The 21726-nt window shown below is 35.1% G+C and carries 14 protein-coding genes and 1 pseudogene; 12 read left to right on the forward strand and 3 right to left on the reverse strand.

Translation table 11 applies throughout. The features are described 5' to 3' along the window. Positions 1-69: 69 nt before the first annotated feature. The 4 genes and pseudogenes from ACWG0P_RS12355 to ACWG0P_RS12370 form a co-directional block, all read left to right on the forward strand. Positions 70-1557 (forward strand): annotated as a pseudogene (locus tag ACWG0P_RS12355) (IS1182 family transposase); the annotation flags it as partial. A 396-nt stretch (positions 1558-1953) separates the two neighbouring features. Further along, a complete protein-coding gene (nifJ, locus tag ACWG0P_RS12360; protein WP_455801966.1) occupies positions 1954-5460 on the forward strand; it encodes a pyruvate:ferredoxin (flavodoxin) oxidoreductase in 3507 nt (1168 codons plus the stop codon). A 138-nt stretch (positions 5461-5598) separates the two neighbouring features. Then, complete coding sequence (locus ACWG0P_RS12365) at positions 5599-6345, forward strand: N-acetylmuramoyl-L-alanine amidase (protein WP_455801967.1); 747 nt, start codon at positions 5599-5601, stop codon at positions 6343-6345. Positions 6346-6564: 219 nt separating this feature from the next. After that, on the forward strand, positions 6565-9156 hold the full coding sequence (locus ACWG0P_RS12370) for a cation-translocating P-type ATPase (protein WP_455801968.1): 2592 nt from the start codon (positions 6565-6567) through the stop codon (positions 9154-9156). Positions 9157-9189: 33 nt separating this feature from the next. Here ACWG0P_RS12370 and ACWG0P_RS12375 read toward each other — a convergent pair whose 3' ends face one another. Beyond that, positions 9190-9855, reverse strand: a complete 666-nt coding sequence (locus tag ACWG0P_RS12375; RefSeq protein ID WP_455801969.1) for a phosphatase PAP2 family protein — start codon at positions 9853-9855, stop codon at positions 9190-9192. A gap of 152 nt (positions 9856-10007) precedes the next feature. Between ACWG0P_RS12375 and ACWG0P_RS12380 the strand changes: the two genes are divergently transcribed. Continuing rightward, entirely contained in the window at positions 10008-11261 is a 1254-nt protein-coding gene (locus ACWG0P_RS12380) for an FUSC family protein (RefSeq protein WP_455801970.1), read from the forward strand. 7 nt (positions 11262-11268) lie between these two features. Here the strand turns inward: ACWG0P_RS12380 and ACWG0P_RS12385 are convergent, their stop codons facing one another. Both ACWG0P_RS12385 and ACWG0P_RS12390 read right to left on the reverse strand, forming a co-directional pair. Further along, positions 11269-12165, reverse strand: a complete 897-nt coding sequence (locus ACWG0P_RS12385; protein WP_455801971.1) for a hypothetical protein — start codon at positions 12163-12165, stop codon at positions 11269-11271. After that, entirely contained in the window at positions 12165-12380 is a 216-nt protein-coding gene (locus ACWG0P_RS12390) for a helix-turn-helix transcriptional regulator (RefSeq protein WP_455801972.1), read from the reverse strand. The genes ACWG0P_RS12385 and ACWG0P_RS12390 overlap by 1 nt, the downstream gene beginning before the upstream one ends. Positions 12381-12522: 142 nt before the next feature. Between ACWG0P_RS12390 and ACWG0P_RS12395 the strand changes: the two genes are divergently transcribed. From ACWG0P_RS12395 to ACWG0P_RS12425, 7 genes are all read left to right on the forward strand, one after another. Further along, positions 12523-13440 carry an ABC transporter ATP-binding protein gene (locus ACWG0P_RS12395; protein WP_455801973.1) on the forward strand — a complete coding sequence of 306 codons (918 nt, stop codon included), beginning with the start codon at positions 12523-12525 and terminating at the stop codon, positions 13438-13440. After that, positions 13437-14666, forward strand: a complete 1230-nt coding sequence (locus ACWG0P_RS12400) for an ABC transporter permease (protein WP_455801974.1) — start codon at positions 13437-13439, stop codon at positions 14664-14666. The genes ACWG0P_RS12395 and ACWG0P_RS12400 overlap by 4 nt, the downstream gene beginning before the upstream one ends. 91 nt (positions 14667-14757) lie before the next feature. Next, positions 14758-15897, forward strand: a complete 1140-nt coding sequence (locus tag ACWG0P_RS12405) for an ankyrin repeat domain-containing protein (RefSeq protein WP_455801975.1) — start codon at positions 14758-14760, stop codon at positions 15895-15897. 72 nt (positions 15898-15969) lie between these two features. Then, positions 15970-16857 (forward strand): peptidase U32 family protein, encoded by an 888-nt coding sequence (locus tag ACWG0P_RS12410; protein ID WP_455801976.1) that lies wholly within the window; start codon positions 15970-15972, stop codon positions 16855-16857. 8 nt (positions 16858-16865) lie between these two features. Continuing rightward, on the forward strand, positions 16866-18092 hold the full coding sequence (locus ACWG0P_RS12415) for a peptidase U32 family protein (protein ID WP_455801977.1): 1227 nt from the start codon (positions 16866-16868) through the stop codon (positions 18090-18092). Positions 18093-18103: 11 nt separating this feature from the next. After that, entirely contained in the window at positions 18104-19795 is a 1692-nt protein-coding gene (locus ACWG0P_RS12420) for a proline--tRNA ligase (RefSeq protein WP_455801978.1), read from the forward strand. Positions 19796-19955: 160 nt separating this feature from the next. Next, positions 19956-21653 (forward strand): hypothetical protein, encoded by a 1698-nt coding sequence (locus ACWG0P_RS12425; RefSeq protein WP_455801979.1) that lies wholly within the window; start codon positions 19956-19958, stop codon positions 21651-21653. The last annotated feature ends 73 nt before the right edge of the window (positions 21654-21726 follow it).

A 21726-nucleotide genomic window follows, 5' to 3' on the forward strand; every position in this document is an offset into this window, starting at 1 on the left:
TCCATAAATAAGGTTAATTGAGGAAGGTAGTGAAATTCTTTTGACTTGTGACCTAGTCTTCTTAAATTGAAGAAGTTAAATTCTTCTGATCCAGTGTTCAGTTTTCTTAAAGTGATGGAAGGAGTTAATTGGAATAAATACCTATCACACCCTACTCATAAAGGTCGTGAAGAATACAATCCCTTTAAGATGATCAAAATCGTTCTGTTTGCGTTTATGAATAAAATTTATAGTTTAAGAAAGATCGAACTTGCATGTAAAACTGATATTCGTTTTATGTATCTCATGGATGAAGAACAACCTTCTCATATGGCAATACAACGCTTCATTCAAAACTACATGAAAGATTCAATCGAAAATATATTCAAGGATATCTTCACATCTATCTGTTCAATGGATGTGGTAGATACTGATATCATGTATATTGATGGAACTAAGCTAGAAGCGAATGCGAATAAGTTCACCTTCATATGGAAGAAGACCGCCATTAAGACAAGAGATAAAACGAATGACAGATTACAGCTTATGATTCCAAGAATCAATGAATATATCAAATGTGATAGTGTCAGTGAATGGACACCTGAAGGTATTCAAACAATTTGTGATGAACTTACAAGAGTTATTGAAAAACAAGGTATACAATTCGTTTATGGAAAAGGAAAGCATAAAACACCAATACAAAGGCTATATGATGAGTTGATGAAATATAAAGGTATTCTTGAAAATTGTATGGAGAGGATCAATCTATGCGGTCCTGATAGAAATAGCTGTTCAAAAATAGACCATGATGCGACGATGATGCATATGAAAGAAGATTATTACATGAAAACAGGAATCTTTAAAGCCGGATACAATGCACAAATTTCTGTAAGTGACGAATATATAAGTTATGCATGTGTGTTTCAAGATCGAGCAGATCAGAAAACGCTTATGAAGTTCTTAGAGCGATATCGAGCATTATATACATCATATCCAAAAACAGTTGTGGCAGATGCGGGATATGGAAGTTATGATAATTACTTTTATTGTCTGGAACATAACATAGAAGCATATATCAAATATACCATGTACAGTAAAGAAAAAGAAACAAAGTATCAAAAGAGAAAATACCTCAAAGCAAATTGGGAACGAAACGAATATGGACAAAGGGTATGTCCAGCAGGTCATGTATTCACATACAAAGAAGAGCACGAGGATAAGCGCTCTAAGTATCCGCGAATTAACCAAAAGCATAGTTGTGGGAAATGTAGTGGATGTGAACTTAAGGATGAATGCACGAAGTCAAAGGGAGATCGAAGTATAACGGTTAATCCAATTTTAGAAGAGTTCGAGAAAACAGCAAAAGAAAAACTCGATAGTGAACAAGGAATACAATATCGAGTACAGAGATCCATTCAAACAGAAGGAGCATTTGGAGTCATAAAAGAGGATAATAAATATGACCGCTTTCATAGAAGGAACATCAAAAATGTAGAAATGGAGTTTCAATTGGTATGTATAGGATTCAATTTAATGAAATACCATAATAAAAAGAATCGACAAAAATCAAAATCTTAAAGTTTTCCACCATAGAAGTGTTTTTCTTATACCCTTTTTTAAGCACAATGAGTAGGTTTTATCTTATATGAGGCAAATGCATGAAAAAAGAGGTCGTAACCTCATAGGCAATTATCTGAATTTTCAAATGTGTCTATTTCGTTACAGCCTCTTTTTCTTATGTGTGGATGTAGGGAAAGAGGTATTTTATAGATAAATTAGTATGAAAACACAGTTTTATTTACATTTTTTGTCATTTTGTTTCAAAATTTGTAAATATTTGAGATATATTTTCACATATCAAAAACAAACCGAAATAAATTGCTTTTATTTCTAAAAAAAACATCGAAATCGCTAGTAAAATAAAGTGATTCGTTTTATAATGGTTAGGTATCAGTTATTCAAGGAGGAAAACAAATGACTAAGAAATTTATGTCAATGGACGGTAATACTGCTGCTGCACATTGCGCTTACGCGTTTACCGAACTATCTGCGATTTACCCAATCACTCCATCTTCACCTATGGCTGAAGTTGTGGATCAATGGGCAACACAGGGTCGCAAAAATATTTTCGAAAGCGTTGTAAAAGTAGCTGAACTTCAATCTGAAGGTGGAGCTGCTGGTGCCGTACACGGTGCTTTACAAGCAGGAACATTAGCAACAACATTTACAGCATCTCAGGGTCTACTTCTAATGATTCCTAACATTTACAAAATGGTTGGGGAATGTTTACCAGGAGTTATCCATGTAGCTGCTCGTGCATTGGCATCAAGAGCATTGAATATCTTTGGTGACCATGAAGACGTTTATGCTTGTCGTCAGACAGGTGCTTGTATGTTAGCATCTCACTCTGTACAAGAAGCTATGGACTTAGCTGGAGTTGCACATTTAGCTGCAATCAAAGGTTCTGTACCATTCTTGCATTTCTTCGACGGATTCCGTACTTCTCATGAAGTTAGTAAAATCGAAGTGTTGGATACAGAAGTATTCAAAGGATTAATCGACAAGGAAGCATTAGCGAAATTCCGCAAAAATGCATTAAATCCTCACACAAACCCAGTAACTCGTGGTGGTGCTGAAAATGATGATATCTTCTTCCAAGGTGTAGAAGCTCGTAACACTCACTTCGATGCGATTCCTGATATCGTTGCAGGTTATATGAGCGAAATCAGTAAAGTTACAGGACGTGACTATGCTCCATTTACTTATTATGGTGCTGCAGATGCAGATCGTATTATCGTTGCTATGGGTTCTGTTACAGAAGCTGCAAAAGAATTGATCGATGCATTATGTGCTGCTGGAGAAAAAGTTGGTATGATCAAAGTTCACTTATACCGTCCTTTCTCTGTTAAATACTTAAACGCTGTACTTCCTAAGACAGTTAAGAAAGTTGCTGTATTAGACCGTACAAAAGAATGCGGAGCAATGGGTGAACCATTATACTTAGATATCTTATCTGCGTTAAAAGATACAGACATCGAAATTATTGGTGGACGTTATGGTTTAGGATCAAAAGATACACAACCATATCACATCAAAGCTGCATTTGATGAATTAAAGAAAGATGTTATGAAAAACTCTTTCACTATCGGAATTAACGATGACGTTACAAACACTAGTTTAGAGGCTGATAAATCATTTACTATCGATACTGACTACACTAGCTGCTTGTTCTGGGGTCTTGGATCTGATGGTACCGTATCTGCAAACAAGTCAACTGTAAAAATCATTGGTGATAATACAGATCAATATGCACAAGCTTACTTCGCATATGACTCTAAAAAAGCTGGTGGGGTTACACGTAGTCACTTACGTTTTGGAAACTCTCCAATCCGTTCAACTTACTACATCGACAACGCAGACTTCATTTCATGTTCGTTAGATGCTTACATCTTCAAATATGACATGGTGAAAAATATTAAAGAAGGTGGTGTCTTCTTATTGAATACTACATTCTCTAAAGAAGAAATCATTGAACATATGCCTAACCGTATGAAAGCACAGTTGGCACAAAAACACGCAAAATTCTATATCATCAATGCGACAAGCATTGCACAAAGCATTGGTATGGGGCGTCGCACAAACACAATTCTTCAGTCTGCATTCTTCGCACTTAACGAACAGATTATGCCTTATGCATCTGCAGTTGAGTTGATGAAAGCTGCTGCTAAGAAATCTTATAGCAAAAAAGGTGATGCTGTTGTTGAATTAAACTACAAAGCAATCGATGCTGGTAAAGCTGGTATTGAAGAAATTGCAGTAGATGCAGCTTGGGCTAGCCTTCCATTTGATACAACTCGTAAACTTACAGGTGATGAATACTTCGACAACCATGTTGCTGTAATCAATAGCCTTGAAGGATATGATATGCCAGTATCTGCATTCACAGGAGATTTCTTATTAGATGGATCTATCCGTAACAATGTAGCGTTTGAAGAAAAACGTACAATCGCTGTTCAGGTACCAACTTGGCATCCAGAAAACTGTATCCAATGTGGAATCTGTAGCTTCGTTTGTCCTCATGCTACGATTCGTCCATTCTTATTGAGTGATGAAGAAGTTGCTAACGCTCCTATGGCATTCGATACATTACCTGCAATGGGTAAAGGTGTTGAAAACATGAAATATCGTATTCAAGTTTCTCCTGCAAACTGTGTAGGTTGTGGACTATGTACGGTAGAGTGCCCAGGAAAAGCTGGTAACAAAGCACTTGAGATGGTAGATATCAACGAAAAACTTGATGAAGAAACATTAGCAACTTATTTATACAAACAAACAGATTACAAATCTGAATTCTTCCCAGTAGATACTGTTAAGGGTTCTCAATTCTTAATGCCTTACTTTGAAGTAAGTGGAGCATGTCCAGGATGTGGAGAAACTCCTTATTACAAACTTGTTTCACAATTGTTTGGTAGAGATTTATTAATTGCCAATGCTACTGGATGTTCTATGATTTATTGTGCATCTACTCCTTCTACTCCATTTGTAAATGATGCAAACGGTGAAGGTGTAGCTTGGGCAAACTCTTTATTCGAAGACAATGCTGAATTCGGATATGGTATGGCTTTAGCGCAAAACTACAAAGAAGCTAGAATCCTTAAAACAATAGAAGACAACATGGACAATGTTGATGCAGCTTTAAAAGATGCATTTGCTAAATATGTTGAAATTCACGGAGATCGTGAAGCTGAAAGAGAAATTGCTCCAACGATTAAAGAACTTGCAGCTAAATCTGATATCGAAATGGTAAAAGAATTATCTGAAGTTGACTTAGTAAGCAAATCTGTTTGGATTGTTGGTGGAGATGGATGGGCATATGACATCGGTTACGGTGGACTTGACCACGTTCTTGCTAACAACTTGAATGTAAACGTATTAGTACTTGATACTGAAGTTTACTCTAACACAGGTGGACAGTCTTCTAAATCAAGCCAGGCTGCTTCTATCGCTAAGTTCGCTGCTGGTGGTAAAACAACAGCTAAGAAAGACTTAGGACAGATCGCTATGGCATATGGTCATGTTTATGTAGCTCAGATTTCTATGGGTGCTAACAAAGCTCAGACTTTAAAAGCAATCAAAGAAGCTGAAAGCTATGAAGGACCATCATTGATCTTAGCTTACTCTCCATGTGCTGAACATGGTATTAAGGGAGGTCTTGCTAACCACCAAAGAACACAAGCGAAAGCTGTTGAATGTGGTTACTTAGACTTATACCGTTTCGACCCAAGAAACGAACAACCTCTAACAATCGACTCAAAAGAACCAGACTTCGAAAAGATGATCGACTTCATGATGAGCGAAACTCGTTACAGCCAATTACCTAAATTAAAAGGTGAAACTGCATACGAAATGTTCGAGAAAACTAAGAAAGATGCTATGAAACGTCATAGAAGATTAATTGCACTTTCTAAAGAAGAAGCTTAATAAACGTTAAGGACTGAGAAATCAGTCCTTTTTGTTTACTTTATTACGCTATAAAATTGTTACCATTTGTTAAGAAATGCACGCATATGAAATAGATTTTGATATAATAGAAACACGTTATAGAAGAGGAGGAGCGAAGTGAAAACAAAAGGAAAGAAAAGAGTTTCTCCCTTACTAAAAGTATTACTATCTATAGAAGTGATTTGTATTGTTCTTTTGATAACATTGTGTGGGTTCAAAGATCGAATTCCATTACTTGCGGATATGTTTGATAAAGAAGTGGTGGATGTAGTGTTGGATGCAGGACATGGTGGGTTTGATAGTGGATGTGTTTCTGGTGATTTATATGAAAAAGATATCAACTTGCAAGTTACTCTTCAAATAGGAAAACAATTAGAATCTGCTGGATATAAAGTGTCTTATACACGCGATAGTGATAATGTTGATTGGGCAGATGAAGAGATGGGAGATTTACGATATCGAACAAAAGTTTCCAATAATAGTGGAGCGAAGCTCTTTGTGTCCATTCATGTGAATTCAGAAGAAGTAGATTATGGTTCTTATGGATATGAGGTATGGGGACAATTTGATAAAGCAGAGGTAGAAAGATTAGGAACGAATATCTTAGATAGTGTAGATACACTTGGATACTCCCTTAATCGTGGAATGAAAGATCAAGATGTTTCTCCATTGCATGTGCTACAAAATAATCAAGTAGCTGCTGTATTATTTGAGTTAGGGTTTATCAATAGTGATATAGATCAACGTCACTTGATTAAAGGTTACAGCCAAACACAGATGTCAAATAAGATTGCGGAAGGTATTAAAAAAACGTTGGATGAAATAAAAAAAGAAGAAGAATTAAAAGAAAAAGAAAAATCTTAATTTACAAAATAGAATTTATCTGTTAAACTTAGAGTCAATAAGGGAGTAGTCAGCACGATATTGTGCGAATATGGTCAACAATCCCGAATATTATTATTCTGGCCTAATTCTTAAATGACGAGACTTATAAAAAGGTAGTGCTTTTTATATAGTCTCGTTTTTATTTTGTTAAAGTGGTAAGACTAGTAAATGCACAGTAAAGAAAAGTGAGGATCTTATATGAAACAAAATTATCAAAAAGAAACGTCAGAAATACTCAATGAGTTAAATACTACGTTAGAAGGACTTAGCAGTAGTGAAGTTGAAAAACGAAGAGAACAATATGGAAGAAACGTATTAGAGGAATCAAAACCAGTTTCTCCACTTGTTGTATTTTTAACGCAGTTCAAAGATTTATTGGTAATCATTTTGATTATTGCGGCGATTATCTCAATGGTAAGTGGAGAAGTAGAAAGCACTATTGTTATCCTTGCGGTTATCACGATGAATGCAATTTTAGGAACTGTACAAACCATTAAAGCACAGAAATCTTTGGATTCCTTAAAACAATTATCCACTCCTCATACACGTGTAATTCGTGATGGTGGAGTTATGGAAGTAAGCAGTAGTGAGTTGATGGTTGGGGATATCATGATGTTAGAGGCTGGAGATGTTGTAGGTGCGGATGGACGTATTTTAGATAGCTTCTCTTTACAAGTGAATGAAAGTGCCTTAACCGGAGAAGTAGAAAGTGTTGATAAACAAATCGAAGTGATCGAAGAAGAAAGTGGTATCGGCGATCAGAAAAATATGGTATTTTCAAGTGGATTGGTAACTTATGGACGTGGTAAAGTAGTAATTACTTCTATTGGTATGAATACTGAAATTGGTAAAATTGCGACACTTATGAATACCACAAAAGAACGTAAGACTCCACTTCAAAGAACCCTTGATGATTTTAGTAAGAAGTTAAGTGTTGCGATTATTGCCATTTGTATCCTTGTATTTGGTTTGAACATAATGCAAGGGAATAATATCTTAGATGCAATGATGTTTGCGGTAGCGTTAGCGGTAGCGGCAATTCCAGAAGCACTTGCTAGTATCGTTACCATTGTACTTGCAATGGGGACTTCTCAAATGGCTAAAGAAAATGCCATTATTAAGAATATCAATTCCGTAGAAAGCTTAGGTTGTGTAAGTGTTATATGTAGTGATAAAACAGGTACCTTAACACAAAATAAGATGACCGCAATCAATGTATATCGCAATGAAGAATTGATTGATGCGAAAACGATGAATGAGGCAATGCCACTAGATCGTATGATGATGTTAGGCTTTGGTTTATGTACCGATGCACAAACAACAGAAACCCAAAGAATTGGAGATCCAACAGAGTTAGCACTTGTGGATCTACTTGCAGTATATAATATTGATGAATTGAAATTGCGTGAGAAATATGCACGTATTGATGAAAATCCATTTGATTCACAACGTAAGTTAATGTCTACTTTGCATAAGATTGATGGAAATCTAACACTTATGTTAAAAGGGGCATGTGATGAAATTTTACGCAAAGCAACACATATTCAAATGAGTGATGGAATTCGTGAGATAAAAGAAGACGATCGTAAGAAAATCTTAGATAAAAATACGGAGTTTGCACAACATGGATTGCGTGTTCTAGGATTTGCATATCGTCATGTCAATGATGAAAAAATCACATTAGAAGATGAGGATCAATTAACCTTCCTTGGATTGATTTCCTTAATGGATCCACCACGTGAAGAAAGTAAAGTAGCAGTTGAAAACTGTCTACGTGCAGGGATTACTCCTGTGATGATTACTGGAGACCATAAAGTAACCGCAAAAAGTATTGCGACATCTCTAGGAATCTATAAAGATGGAGATGAATGTGTGGATGGAAGAGAATTAGACGCAATGAGCGAAGAAGAACTTGTGCAGCGTTTGAAACATATCACAGTGTATGCACGTGTGGCTCCTGAACATAAAATACGTATCGTAAACGCATGGCAAAAAGAAGGCAATATCGCCGCAATGACAGGAGATGGGGTAAATGATGCTCCTGCCTTGAAACAAGCGGATATCGGTATTGCAATGGGTATTACAGGTACAGAAGTTAGTAAAGATGCCGCAAGTATGATTCTAACCGATGATAACTTTGCGACCATTGTAAAAGCAGTAGCTACTGGACGTAATATTTATGCGAATATAAAAAATAGTATTATCTATTTATTATCTGGTAACTTATCTGGAATCATTTGTGTTCTTGCAGCTTCCTTGTTGGGTCTACAAGTACCATTCCTTCCAGTACATTTATTATTCATCAATCTAGTTACCGATTCTTTACCAGCGATTGCGATTGGTATGGAGCATTCTACAAAAGATATATTAAAGGAAACACCAAGAGATCCAAAAGAAGGTATCTTAACCAAAGATACGATGCAACAATTAGGTTACCAAGGTGTCTTAATCGCAATAGCAACCATGATTTCTTACTTCTTAGGATTACAAGTAAGCTGGGAAATCGCAACTACGATGGCATTCTCAACATTGTGTTTAGCTAGATTATTCCATGGCTTTAACTGTCGTAGTAAAGGTTCTCTATACCGTATTGGATTCTTCTCTAATAAGTATTCCATTATGGCATTTTGTGTAGGATTTATATTCTTAACATGTATTCTTATGATTCCAGCATTACACTCTTTATTCTCTGTAACAACAATCACATTAGAACAATTGTTAATCATCTATGGTTTAGCATTTGCACCTACGTTCATTATTCAATCTGTAAAAATGTTGAAGCATATGTAAAAGAAAAGGCATCGTCATTGTGGCGATGCCTTTCTAATTCAAATACTTTCGAATGAACGTATGTTGAAATAATTTCTTCCAATTTGTATGATACGTAATTGGATATAGTACAAGGGTTAATAGGATGCCTGCGATAACATCGATAATTGAATGCTGTTTTAAGAACATCGTAGATAAGATGATCAAAATGGAAAGGATGGAAGTAGAGCCCTTAATAAGTAGAGGGTGTTTAAAGTTTTTATAACGTAGTACAGATAGATGAATAGCCAATGTGGTAGAAACATGAATGGAGGGACATACATTGGTAGGGGAATCAAATCCTTGTAACATAGATACTATGTTTGCAAATACATTATCTGGATAATGATCCACTCGTAAATCTAATCCATTTGGAAGGATCGTATAAATTAATAAACAAATATTCATTCCTGTAAACATGAAGAAACAAAGGTTTTGAAATTCTTTACGATCTTTCAACATATAATATCCTTGCGATACTGCCAATAAGGGAAACCAAAGAGCATAGGGGATAATAAAGATTTCTAAGAATGGGATGTGTGCATCAATGGGTGAATATAAAATGTATTTAGCGACAACCATTTTCTCCAATAAAAAGAAACAGATAAGATAAAAAATCCAATACCCTAACAGCATACAGTGTGGGTGTATTTCGATCCATTTCATTGTAGTTTTTATCATACATTGGCTCCTTTTTTCAGTTTATTATAACGCGAATAGTAATAATTTAAAACCTTTTTTATTCGATTGTTTTCGTGGAAACACTTACATTGTGTGGAAGGTTTACTTTTTACAGTTATACGCCTATAATTATAAAAAATGGAGGAATCAATATGCCAAAGGTAGGAAAGCGTATATTAAAGTCATCACTCGCTGTATTTTTATGCTTTGTCATCTATTTGTTGCGTGGGGAACAAGGCATTGTCTTTTATTCTTGTATAGCTGCCGTTCTTTGTGTCCAACAAAGTACATCCAATACCATTAAAGTAGCTCGTAATCGAGTGGAAGGAACTCTGATTGGTGGATTTATAGGAATGCTTGTCCTAGCTTTTGAGAAAGCATATATCCCACATGATTTCATATTCATACAATATGCTTTAATAGCATTTATGATCATTCCTATTATTTATATCACAGTGTTATGGAAGAAGACGAGTGCTTCTTATATATCTTGCGTTGTATTTATGAGTATTTGTGTTTCTCATGCAATGGATGTGAACCCATATTTATTTGCATTAGATCGTATCATGGATACGTTGATTGGAATCTTTGTGGCACTTCTTATAAACTGTGTACATATTCCTTATGGGAAACAAAAAGATAGTTTGATGGTTGTGGACTTTGCATTATTGGAAAAGGAAGAGGAGATTTCTTCCTATCATAAAATAAAATGGAATCAGTTTATCGAACGAGGTGCATCTTTGGCGATGGTTAGTAAAGAAACACCTGGAAGTATATTATCCAGCATGCAAGGGATGCATATGCAAAATCCATTACTCATTCTAAATGGGGCAGCACTTTATAACATCCAACAACAAAGTTATCATTGTTATAGAACTTTTGAAGAGAGTTCATATGAATCTATGGTTCATGAGTTAAAGAAACACGGGGATGTCTTTGTATATTGTATTGTCCATAATGTCATGCATATCTATTATGAACATCTACATGCTTTAGAAGAAACCTTTTATGAACAAGCACGTAAACAACCCTATGAAAACTATGTATATGGAAACAAACCTAAAGAAGTAGAAGTTCTTGCATATATGATTTTAAAAGGTAAAGATCAAAAGAGAGAACTTCAAGAACTCATCGATAAACCATATGATGATGTACATATGTACATCAATGAAAAGAAGGATTATGTACAATTGTTTGTCACCAAAGTACCAGATTATACAAAGCTTAAACAAGAACTACAAAGAACAAGCAAGCGCCATGTTCTCTATCTTGTACACCATCAATCTGAGTCTCATCTTCAAACACTATGTGATATTTATCATATCCAACAACCAAAGGATGTTATGCGACAACTTCATAAACTCTTGCATACGACATCACATAATAAAAATCCTCTACAATCGTAGGGAATTTTTATATATTGTTTTTCACTTCTACACAGAAACGATATGCATTTTCTGGGAATAAACGAATTTTCTTACCATCTATACATTCGATACATACTTTGTCTTTTGAATACCCAATGTTGAAAGTATCCTGTTGTAAGATATCTTTGATATCATCATACTTGATGATTCCACCCTTTTTACCCCATAGCGCCTTATGATATACAATTCCTTCTTCATTCAGAATATATTCGTTATTAGGATTTTGGAATCCGTAAATATAAATATTATAAAGAAGAAGAATCGCACCTGCCACAATACCAAATTTAAAATAAAATTCATAAGAAATCGGTAAAAAATTTAAGACGATTGCGAATACGATGATATTATTTACCATCAATTTACGGGAGGCGAAATGAAGTTCTCCTTCGTTAATCTCTTTTTCTATATTTTTTCTACCATTTTGATATGCTTTATTGGCTCCTGCATACACAAGTAGGAACAAGATTGGTAATAATAAGAAAACAATCAAATATACGTAGAAATATTTTGTGATATTACACAAATCCAATATAATCCAAATACTATGAAAAAATATAAACGGGGTAAATACAAATGCTGGAATCAATAATACTTCAAAGTTAGAATCAAAACCCACCACACTTCGATAACAAACACGAAGTGTATAATAGTAGGTAATCGCCCCTAACACACACATCGCTATAGATAAGTATGGAATATTTATTTTTTCCTCCGCCATTTCCATATACCCATACGATATCATGAGTACCATAAATCCTAAAATAACAGATTTTGCGAGTTCTAAATACATATCCTTTAAGGTATCCATCTGTCTTTCATCTAATGGTACGATACCTTTTGTTTTACTATATTTCCTTAAATCGTCAAAAATCGATACTTTCACTATAATTCCTCCTTCTCATATGTTTCATCCCAAAATAATTCGTCTAGACGTTTATGTAGCGCAATACAAATATTGATACATAATTTAATAGAGGGATTATAACGACCAGCTTCGATGAGTCCGATTGTCTGTCTAGTGGCACCTACTTTTTCCGCAAGTTCCTCTTGAGACATATCAAGTTCCATACGAGCTATCTTGATTTTTATGTTTTTCATAGGTCCACTCCTTATCTATATTATAATGTAGGGAAGTATATAAAGCAATGCAAATTGCAATATATATGTGATAAATGTAAAATATATATTGCATTTAAAAGGAGAGTGTACTATAATGAGGACATCTAAGGAGGAATGATGTATGAATCTTGAAGTCAAGGGATTAAAGAAAAGTTTTGAAGATAACGAAGTACTTCATGGAATCTCTTTTTCAATATCCAGTGGAAAAGCATTAGGATTATTAGGGAGAAACGGTGCAGGTAAAACAACAACCATTCGTATCTTGATGGATGTATTTAAAGCAAACGAAGGAACAATCACAATGGATGGAAAACCTTTCAAAGCTTTAGATTATAAGATTGGATATTTACCAGAAGAAAGAGGTCTATATCCTAAGAAGCGTGTGGATGAACAATTGTTGTATCTAGCTGCGCTTAGAGGGATGCATAAAGCAGAGGCAAAAATCAACTTAAAGAAATGGTTAAGCCGTTTAGAAATCAGCGAATATGAAACAAGAAAGTTAGATACCTTATCAAAGGGAAACCAACAAAAAGTACAACTTGCACAAACATTGATGTGTGATCCAGATATCGTGATTCTTGATGAACCATTTAGTGGTCTTGACCCAGTCAATTCACAGGTGTTAAAAGAAGTAGTACAAGAATTGATTAAGGAAGGGAAATTGGTTATCTTCTCATCTCATCAAATGAATTATGTAGAAGAGTTTTGTGAAAGCATCGTTATTGTACACCGTGGAAATGTTGTGTTAAATGGAGAGCTGAAACAAATCAAAAAAGAGTTTGGAAACGATCGTTTAGTGATTAGCTCTTTGAGTCATAGTGTTACAGAACTAAAAAAATTATGTAGTGAGGAACTATCTAACTTAATCAAAGAAAGTGAAGTAAAAGATGAGACACTTATCATTGCTTTACAAAAAGATGTTAAGAAACAAGATGTATTATCCGCATTGATGAAGAAAGATGTTGATATTGAAAAGTTTATGGTATATGAACCTTCTCTTACCGATATCTTTGTTGCAAAGGCAGGTGATGAAGCATGAAACGATTTTTAAATGTATTTAAATTTGAGTTTTCAGGATTTATTAAGGGAAAATGGTATCGTGTTTCTACAATTTTGATTTGTGCAATTGTAATGATTGTCATGTTTGCGCCTCGCTTCTTGGATATAGGGGGTTCTGAGGAAGGTGGAAACAATGTTTCACAAACTACAGGAAAAATTGGATTATATGATCCAAGTGGTTTGTTTAGCGATGAAACAATGTTAAAAAGTGCATTTCCAAAGGCAACGATTATTAAGCCTGCTTCTATAGAAGATATGAAAAAAGATATCAAGGATGGAGATTTACAATCAGGTATCTATATCAAAGAAAATGGTGCGTACGAATATTTAATTTTAGACTCTTCTATGAGTGACAATACAGGGTATATCGTAGAGTCAATCATGAACACACAATATAAAATAAAGATGTTAAGTGATATGGGTCTTACCCCTGAGCAAGCTTTACAAAGCGCTACCTCATCTGTAAAAGGAGAAACTGTGATCCTTGGTAAAGATGGTGTAAAAAATTATATGTATACGTATATTTTAATCTTTGCGTTATACTTTGTTATCATGTTCTATGGTCAATTGACCGCAACAAATGTCGCAAGTGAAAAGGGAAATCGTTCTATGGAGATACTGGTAACGAGTACCTCTACCAATGCCCTAATCTTTGGAAAAGTGTTTGCAGGAGCGGTAGCAAGTATCTTACAAGTAACCTTAATGTTAGGTGTTAGTGTTCTAGCGTATCAAGCAAATGCTGAAATATGGAATCATTCACTTGATTTCTTATTCAACATCCCAGTAAATGTGTTGCTTGCATTCTCCGTATTTGGAACCTTTGGTTATCTCTTCTATTCCTTTATCTTTGGAGCATTAGGTTCTATGGTTTCCAAGGTAGAAGATGTATCTGCAGCAATCACTCCAATTTTAATGCTCTTTATCGTTGGGTTCTTCCTAACATTCTTCTCCGTTATGATGAACCCAGGAACGCTTCTATCTACTGTTGTTTCTTATTTGCCATTTACTTCATGTATGGCAATGTTCGCAAGAGTTGCGATGGGTAGTGTAGAAGTATGGGAGATTGTAGTATCTGCCGCAATTCTAATCGTATCAACATTCTTGATGGGATACTTAGGGGCGAAACTATATCGTCATGGTACATTGTCTTATGGAAACAGCTTTAAATTTAAACAAGTCCTTAAATTACTAAAACATAAAGACTAATACAGACGCTCTTCGGAGCGTTTTCTTTTGTCAAATTATGGTATGGGAGAATGGTTTACGATATAATAGGGATGTATAGTGAGGTAAACTTATGGGAATATTTGATATATTTAAGAAACAAAAGCAAACACCTGTTGTGGAAATAAAGAAAGAAGAAACAACAATTGTAAAAAGCAATAAACGTAAAACGATCCCAAATGATATAAAAGAATTGTTAGAGCAAGGAAATGAAGAAGAAGTAAAAAAACGTATGGCAAAGTGCCAAGTGAACGCTTATGATACCTTTACAAAAAATACGATTCTATCGTATCCTAGTCTAAGTGATGACTTGGTGCGTTATTTTGTACTGGAGCAGGGTTATGATATCAATTATGTTGGACGATGGGAAAAGACACCTCTTCATTATCAAGCAACGAATGAACATAGCAATCTTTTGTTGTTTGTGGAATTGGGAGCCAATCCTCATGCATTAGATTATGAAGGATGTGGTCCACTTCATTATGCTGCAATGTATCAGAAATTACCGCACATAAAAGAACTTATTGCATTAGGTGCAGATGTGAATTTAAAAGGAAAAACATTTCGTAATACACCTTTAGAAGAAGTACTGTCTAGAATGCATCTTTATAATAGCGAACAAGCGATTGCTTGTATTCATTATTTGTTGGATCATGGGGCATGTATGACACAAGCAATGAAAGATATAGTGAAGCGCAAGGGAGAAGACTTTGAATTTCATGTAGATGAAACAAATGAATTTTATGTGGAGATGAAGCAAACTTTATCTAAATTATATGAAATCTTTGATGTAGAACCTGTTGCCCCACGTGTCTTGCATGATAGAATAGCAGATATCAAAGTATCTTCAACGAAATGGCAATCCCAATATCAAGAATTATGGCAATTGTTAGTTCCTAGTAGTGGACATGCGAGTACCATTCAAGGAGAAGTAATTCGTATTTCAGGTAAAGTGTCTTATGAAATATTAGATAATGGCGCTAGCAATTGGGATAAAAACTATAAAATGATGATACAATCAATGCCTTCCTATCTTGCGCAAGGCACTCCTTTGAAAGAAGAGGAGGAAGAAGAACTCACTGTATTACTAAAAATGATCGAAAAGAAACAGGGAGAAGAAAGCCAATTTCGTCGTTTTAGTGAGCTTATGGTCAAGTGGGTGTTATCAAATCCTAAGCCACTACCACTAGAAAATACGAATTATAAGCGATAACGATAATTTACGCTACCCTAAAGTACGATATTATTATATAATATTAACTATGTGAAAGAGAGGAAGTGCTTCATGGAATTTATTACGACACCTTATACAATCGAGGATATTACAAAACTACATGAAGTAGCCGACGCTCTTGTTATTGCGACTCCATTCTTTTCTGTACGAGGAGCTGCATATTTTGATGTAGAGGAACTTGGTCTCATTCGTAAGTTAAGTGCGAAGAAATCTATGAACATGTATGTACTTGTAAATCGCTTTTTTATGGAAGATGAACTGGAATTATTAAGAGAGCATCTAGCCTATTTAAAAGAGTTGGATGTAGATGGTATCTATTATGGAGATGAGGGTGTTATTTATGAGGCTAAGAAACTCCATATGGAACATAAACTAATATACAATCCAGATACACTCATTACCAATAAAGAAGATGTGCAATATTATCTTGATGAAGGTATTTCTATGGTAACCATATCCAAAGAAATTACATTACATGAAATATGCGAAATTGCGAGAAATGTAAAAGGGAACTGTGAAGTGATCATTCATGGAAGATTGAATATGATGCATAGCAAACGTCATTTATTGTCGAATTATCTCGATTTCCTTGGAAAGAGCGAAGACATTAAAGATAAACACGATTTATATATTATGGAAGAAACAAGAGATGAACATATGCCAATCATAGAAGATGATTTAGGTACACATGTATTTACCGGATTTACACTTTCTTCCTTTGATGAAATAAAGGATTTAAGTGAAGCAGGGATACAACATGTGCGAATCGATGGAATCTTTCATGATATCGATTATGTATGTGAAATGATAGGATATTACAAAGAGATTTTAAATGGAACAAGAAATGGAAGAAAAACATATGAAGAAATGCGTGAGAAGTATCCAGAAGATCACATGACGCATGGCTTCTATTATACAAAGACAAGTAAAGTAAAGTAGGTGAACATATGAAGAAAATTGAATTACTAGCACCAGCTGGAGATTTAGAACGTTTAAAGATTGCGGTTTTATATGGTGCAGATGCAGTGTATTTGGGTGGTAAACAATTTTCTTTGCGTTCTCGTGCAAGTAACTTTGATATCCCAGATATTGAAGAAGGGGTAAAGTTTGCGAAAGCACATGGTGCCCATGTGCATGTAACTGTAAATATGTTGCCACATGAAGAAGATTTGAACGGGTTAAAAGAATATTTGATGGAACTGGAAAGAGTGGGTGTTACGGCAATCATTGCCGCATCGCCTTATATTGCAACAACCGCAAAAAAATACGCACCGGAATTAGAAGTGCATGTAAGTACACAACATTCTTCTACCAATTCTTCTTGTGCGAAGTATTGGAAAGAAAAAGGAATGGATCGAGTGGTACTTGCAAGAGAGTGTACTTTAGAAGAAATTCAAGCAACGGCTAAACATACCGATATTCCTCTTGAAGTATTTATTCATGGAGGTATGTGTATCTCTTATTCTGGAAGATGTGTGTTATCCAACAACATGACAGGAAGAGATGCGAATCGCGGAGGGTGTGCACAAAGTTGTCGTTGGAAGTATCGTTTATATGAGGGAGAACGTCAATTGCATGATGATCAAGATTTGTTCTCCATGTCTAGTAAGGATATGATGGCTGCAAAGTATATTCCTGATTTGATAGAGGCAAACATTGCGTCTTTAAAGATTGAAGGTCGTATGAAAAGTTCCTATTATATAGCAACACTGATCAAAACATATCGTACCTTGATTGATGAAATTTATGAAAAGGGACGATTGAGTGATAAACGTATGCAGTGGTATTATAATGAACTGGCAAAGGCAGAAAATCGACCCACTGGGGTTGGATTCTATGAAGGATTGCCTAAGCCAACAGGAAACTTGTATGGTGTCAATGGCGCAGGTGTTACGCAAGAATTCATTGCCTATGTTGTGGACTATGAGGAAGAAAGTGGAATGGCTACTTTAGAAGTAAGAAACAATTTCAAACCTTTTATTGAAGCGGAAGTATTTGGACCGAGTATCACAACTACGGCATTCACTTTTGATAAAATTTATGATCAAGAAGGAAATGAAATGGATGTCGCAAAAACACCAATGCAAATTATTAAAACAGTTGTACCATGTCGTATGGAAAAAGATGCCATGATACGTAAAGTAATGGAGAAAAATCGTAAAGATATATACTAGAGGAGAACGTTATGAAATTAAAAGATAGTTTCTTTTATACCATAAGAGAAAATGCAAAAGATGAAGATAGTACAAGTGGAAATCTACTTGTACGTAGTGGGATGATTAAAAAGAGTAGTAGTGGAATTTATATGATCATGCCAATGGGGAAAAAAGTATTACACAAGATTGAAAATATTGTACGTGAAGAAATGGATCAAGCTGGTGCACAAGAGCTATTGATGCCTGCGTTAATCCCAGAAGAAATGTATGAGAAATCAGGAAGAAGAGTAGCATTTGGTTCTAACATGTTCGCACTAAAGGATCGTTTCCAAAAGAATTATGTATTAGGTCCAACGCATGAAGAGTTGTTTACGATTGCGGCAATGATGAAGGGAAGTTCTTACAAAGATTTCCCATATAACTTATACCAAATACAAACAAAATTCCGTGATGAAACAAGACCACGTTATGGATTGATTCGTGTACGTGAATTTATCATGAAGGATGCGTATTCCTTTGATGTGGATCAAGATGGACTTCATGAATCTTATATGAAGATGTTCAATGCATATAAGAATATAATGGATCGTTGTGAATTGAACTATAAGATTGTAAAAGCCGATACAGGTGCGATGGGTGGTTCTTTGTCTGAAGAGTTCCAAGCCATTTCAGAAATTGGTGAAGATGTTGTGGTAACTTGTGATCACTGTGATTTCTCTAGTAACTTAGAGATTACAGAGGTAATCGATACGACAAAAGATAGTGATGAAGAAGCATTAGAGATGGAAACCGTAGAAACTCCAAATGCGAAAACAATTGAAGATGTTGCGGCATTCTTCAAAAAATCAGAAGATGATTTCGTAAAAACCTTGATTTATAGTGTCGATGGAAAAACATATGCATTCTTGTTGAAGGGGACTAGAGAGCTCAACGAAACAAAAGTGTTAAAGCTATTAAAAGCTAATGAAATGGAATTAGCAAACTTTGATGAAGTAGAACGTGTAACACATGCGAAAGTTGGATTTGCTGGTCCTGTTGGATTGGAATGTCCAATCATTATGGATCGTGAAGTTACACATATGAAAAACTTTATCGTAGGCGCAAATAAAAGTGATCATCACATTCAAAATGTAAACCTTAAAGACTTTAGCGTTGAGAGTGTTGCGGATATTGCACAAGTACATGAAGGAGATGTTTGTCCTACATGTGGTGCACCACTAAAATTTTGTAAAGGAATTGAAGTTGGGAATACCTTTAAACTTGGTACTAAGTATGCAGAAGCATTTGGTCTAGAATATCTAGATGCCAACAATACCCTTCATCCTGTACAAATGGGATGTTATGGATTTGGTTTAGAACGTTGTATGGCAAGTATTGTAGAACAACATAACGATGAGTCTGGAATCCTTTGGCCTTTGTCTGTTGCGCCATTTCAAGTAGCTATTGTCATTGTGTCTATGAAAGATGAAGAACAAATTCGTATTGCGAATGAGTTGTATGAAACACTGAAAAAAGCAGGTGTTGATGTAGTGCTCGATGATCGTAATGAGCGTCCGGGTGTAAAATTCAAAGATATGGAACTCATTGGTATCCCTTATCGTATTACGGTAGGTCGTGGAATCAGCGAAGGAAATGTTGAATTTAGAGCACGTACAGCAAGTGAAAATGAAAACATTTCACTAAATGAAATCACTGAATACGTTTTCAATAAGTTAAAATAAAGTTAAAAATAAGAAAGATGATATGCGCAAAATGAAAATATTTACATTTTATGAAAATATTACAAAAATCTCTTTCTTATTTTTTCTTTTTATAGTATAATGGTATCCGATAAGGTTTAGATGACTTTATTTTCATTCCAAGTTTGAAAGGAGAAAGCTTATGAAAGAGACATTATATCTAAATAACCAACTGGCAATCGTAAACTATAGTGCAGGTTTTGCACACTCAGGAGATCAGTTGTTGAATTCCTCAACATTCAGTAACTATATCCAGAACTATCTAGAATTTCTAAAACATAACGACGAAGACTTATATAATTTTGCAATTGATGGGAAAACACCGAGAGAGGCAACATTTGAAATTTTAAAATTGTTCCGTTTATTACGTGTATTCAATGTGGATGAATTAGAATCTGTATATTTGAATGACAAAGCGAAACTATTAGAATTTGTAGAAGAAGCTTATAACTTTTGGAAAAATCACCAGCGTTTCTCTGTAATCTCTGCAGGGGATGGAAATACTTTACAGGATATTAGCTTTGTAGGGACTGACTCAAGTTTCAATTCCTTGATTTTATCCGTATATCGTTCTTTAGAAGAACAAATCATGGGACGCAAGAATCGTGTGTATCGTCAATTACAAGCAGGTACAAATGCAAGTATTGCGGTACGTAAACATGCAAACTCAAAATTATCTAAGAAATATGATGCATTGAAGAAAATCGAATTCGTAGAAAGTGTTCTACTTCGTACCCCAATGATCCTTCATCCAAAATCTAACAAACGTACTGGTATGTTTGAAGAAGTGGATGTAAATCCAATTGAAAAATTTACTGGAAATGCAGATGAATGGTTCTGTTATCCATGTAAAATTGGTTCTTTATTAGCCTTCGTTTATTTCCATCGTGATTTCATTTCTTCTGCAGTTTCTCTAGCAAACCTATTTGAACTAGCAAATGCAGATGAATGTCGTAAAAAACCAGACCTTGTATTATTGTTTGGTAACGAAGATGGAGAAGATGCGACAACATTCCATTATGATTTAGAAGACAATGTTTGGGTAGGATGTGTAAGCTACAACGAGCGTATCGAATATTTTGGATACATGAAAAAAATGTCTTTAACACTTCACAATGTATGTATGATGCAAAAGGGTTGGTTACCAATCCATGGTGCATTCGTAAACATTACGTTAAAGAGTGGAAAACGCAAAGGTATCATGTTGATGGGAGACTCTGGTGCAGGTAAATCAGAATCTATCGAAGCATTGAAAATTGCTGGAGCAGATGTTATCAAAGACATCGAAATCGTATTCGATGACATGGGAACAATTCACTTAGAAGATGGCGTTCCTTATGGACAGGGTACAGAAATTGGTGCTTTCATTCGTCTAGATGATTTGGATCCAGGTACACCTTACCGTGATATGGATCGTTCTATCTTCATGAACCCAGAATCAAGTAACAACGCTCGTGTTATTACACCTGCTGCACCATATGAAGTTGTGGCGATGAATCATCGTATTGACCTATTTGCATACGCAAATAACTATGATGATAAAATCGGTATGTCTAGATTGGATGTAGATACAGCCATCGAAACATGCAAAGAAGGGAAACGTATGGCAAAAGGAACTACACAAGAAGTTGGTATTTCTACTACGTACTTTGCGAATCCATTTGGTCCTATGCAACAACAAGAAGTATGTGAACCATTGATTTATGAAATGTTTAAAGCATTGGAAAAAGACAATGTATATATTGGAGAAATCTATACACACTTAGGTCTTGATAAAGAAAACCGTGATGGTATCAATCAAGCTGCTAAAGAATTGTTAGAGTTCATCGAAAAAGATTAATCTAAAGATTGAAGTCTCGGACTTCGATCTTTTTCTCTATATAGGAAAAATCATGTAATTCATGATTAAGTGT

It is taken from the genome of Amedibacillus sp. YH-ame6, assembly GCF_053848845.1.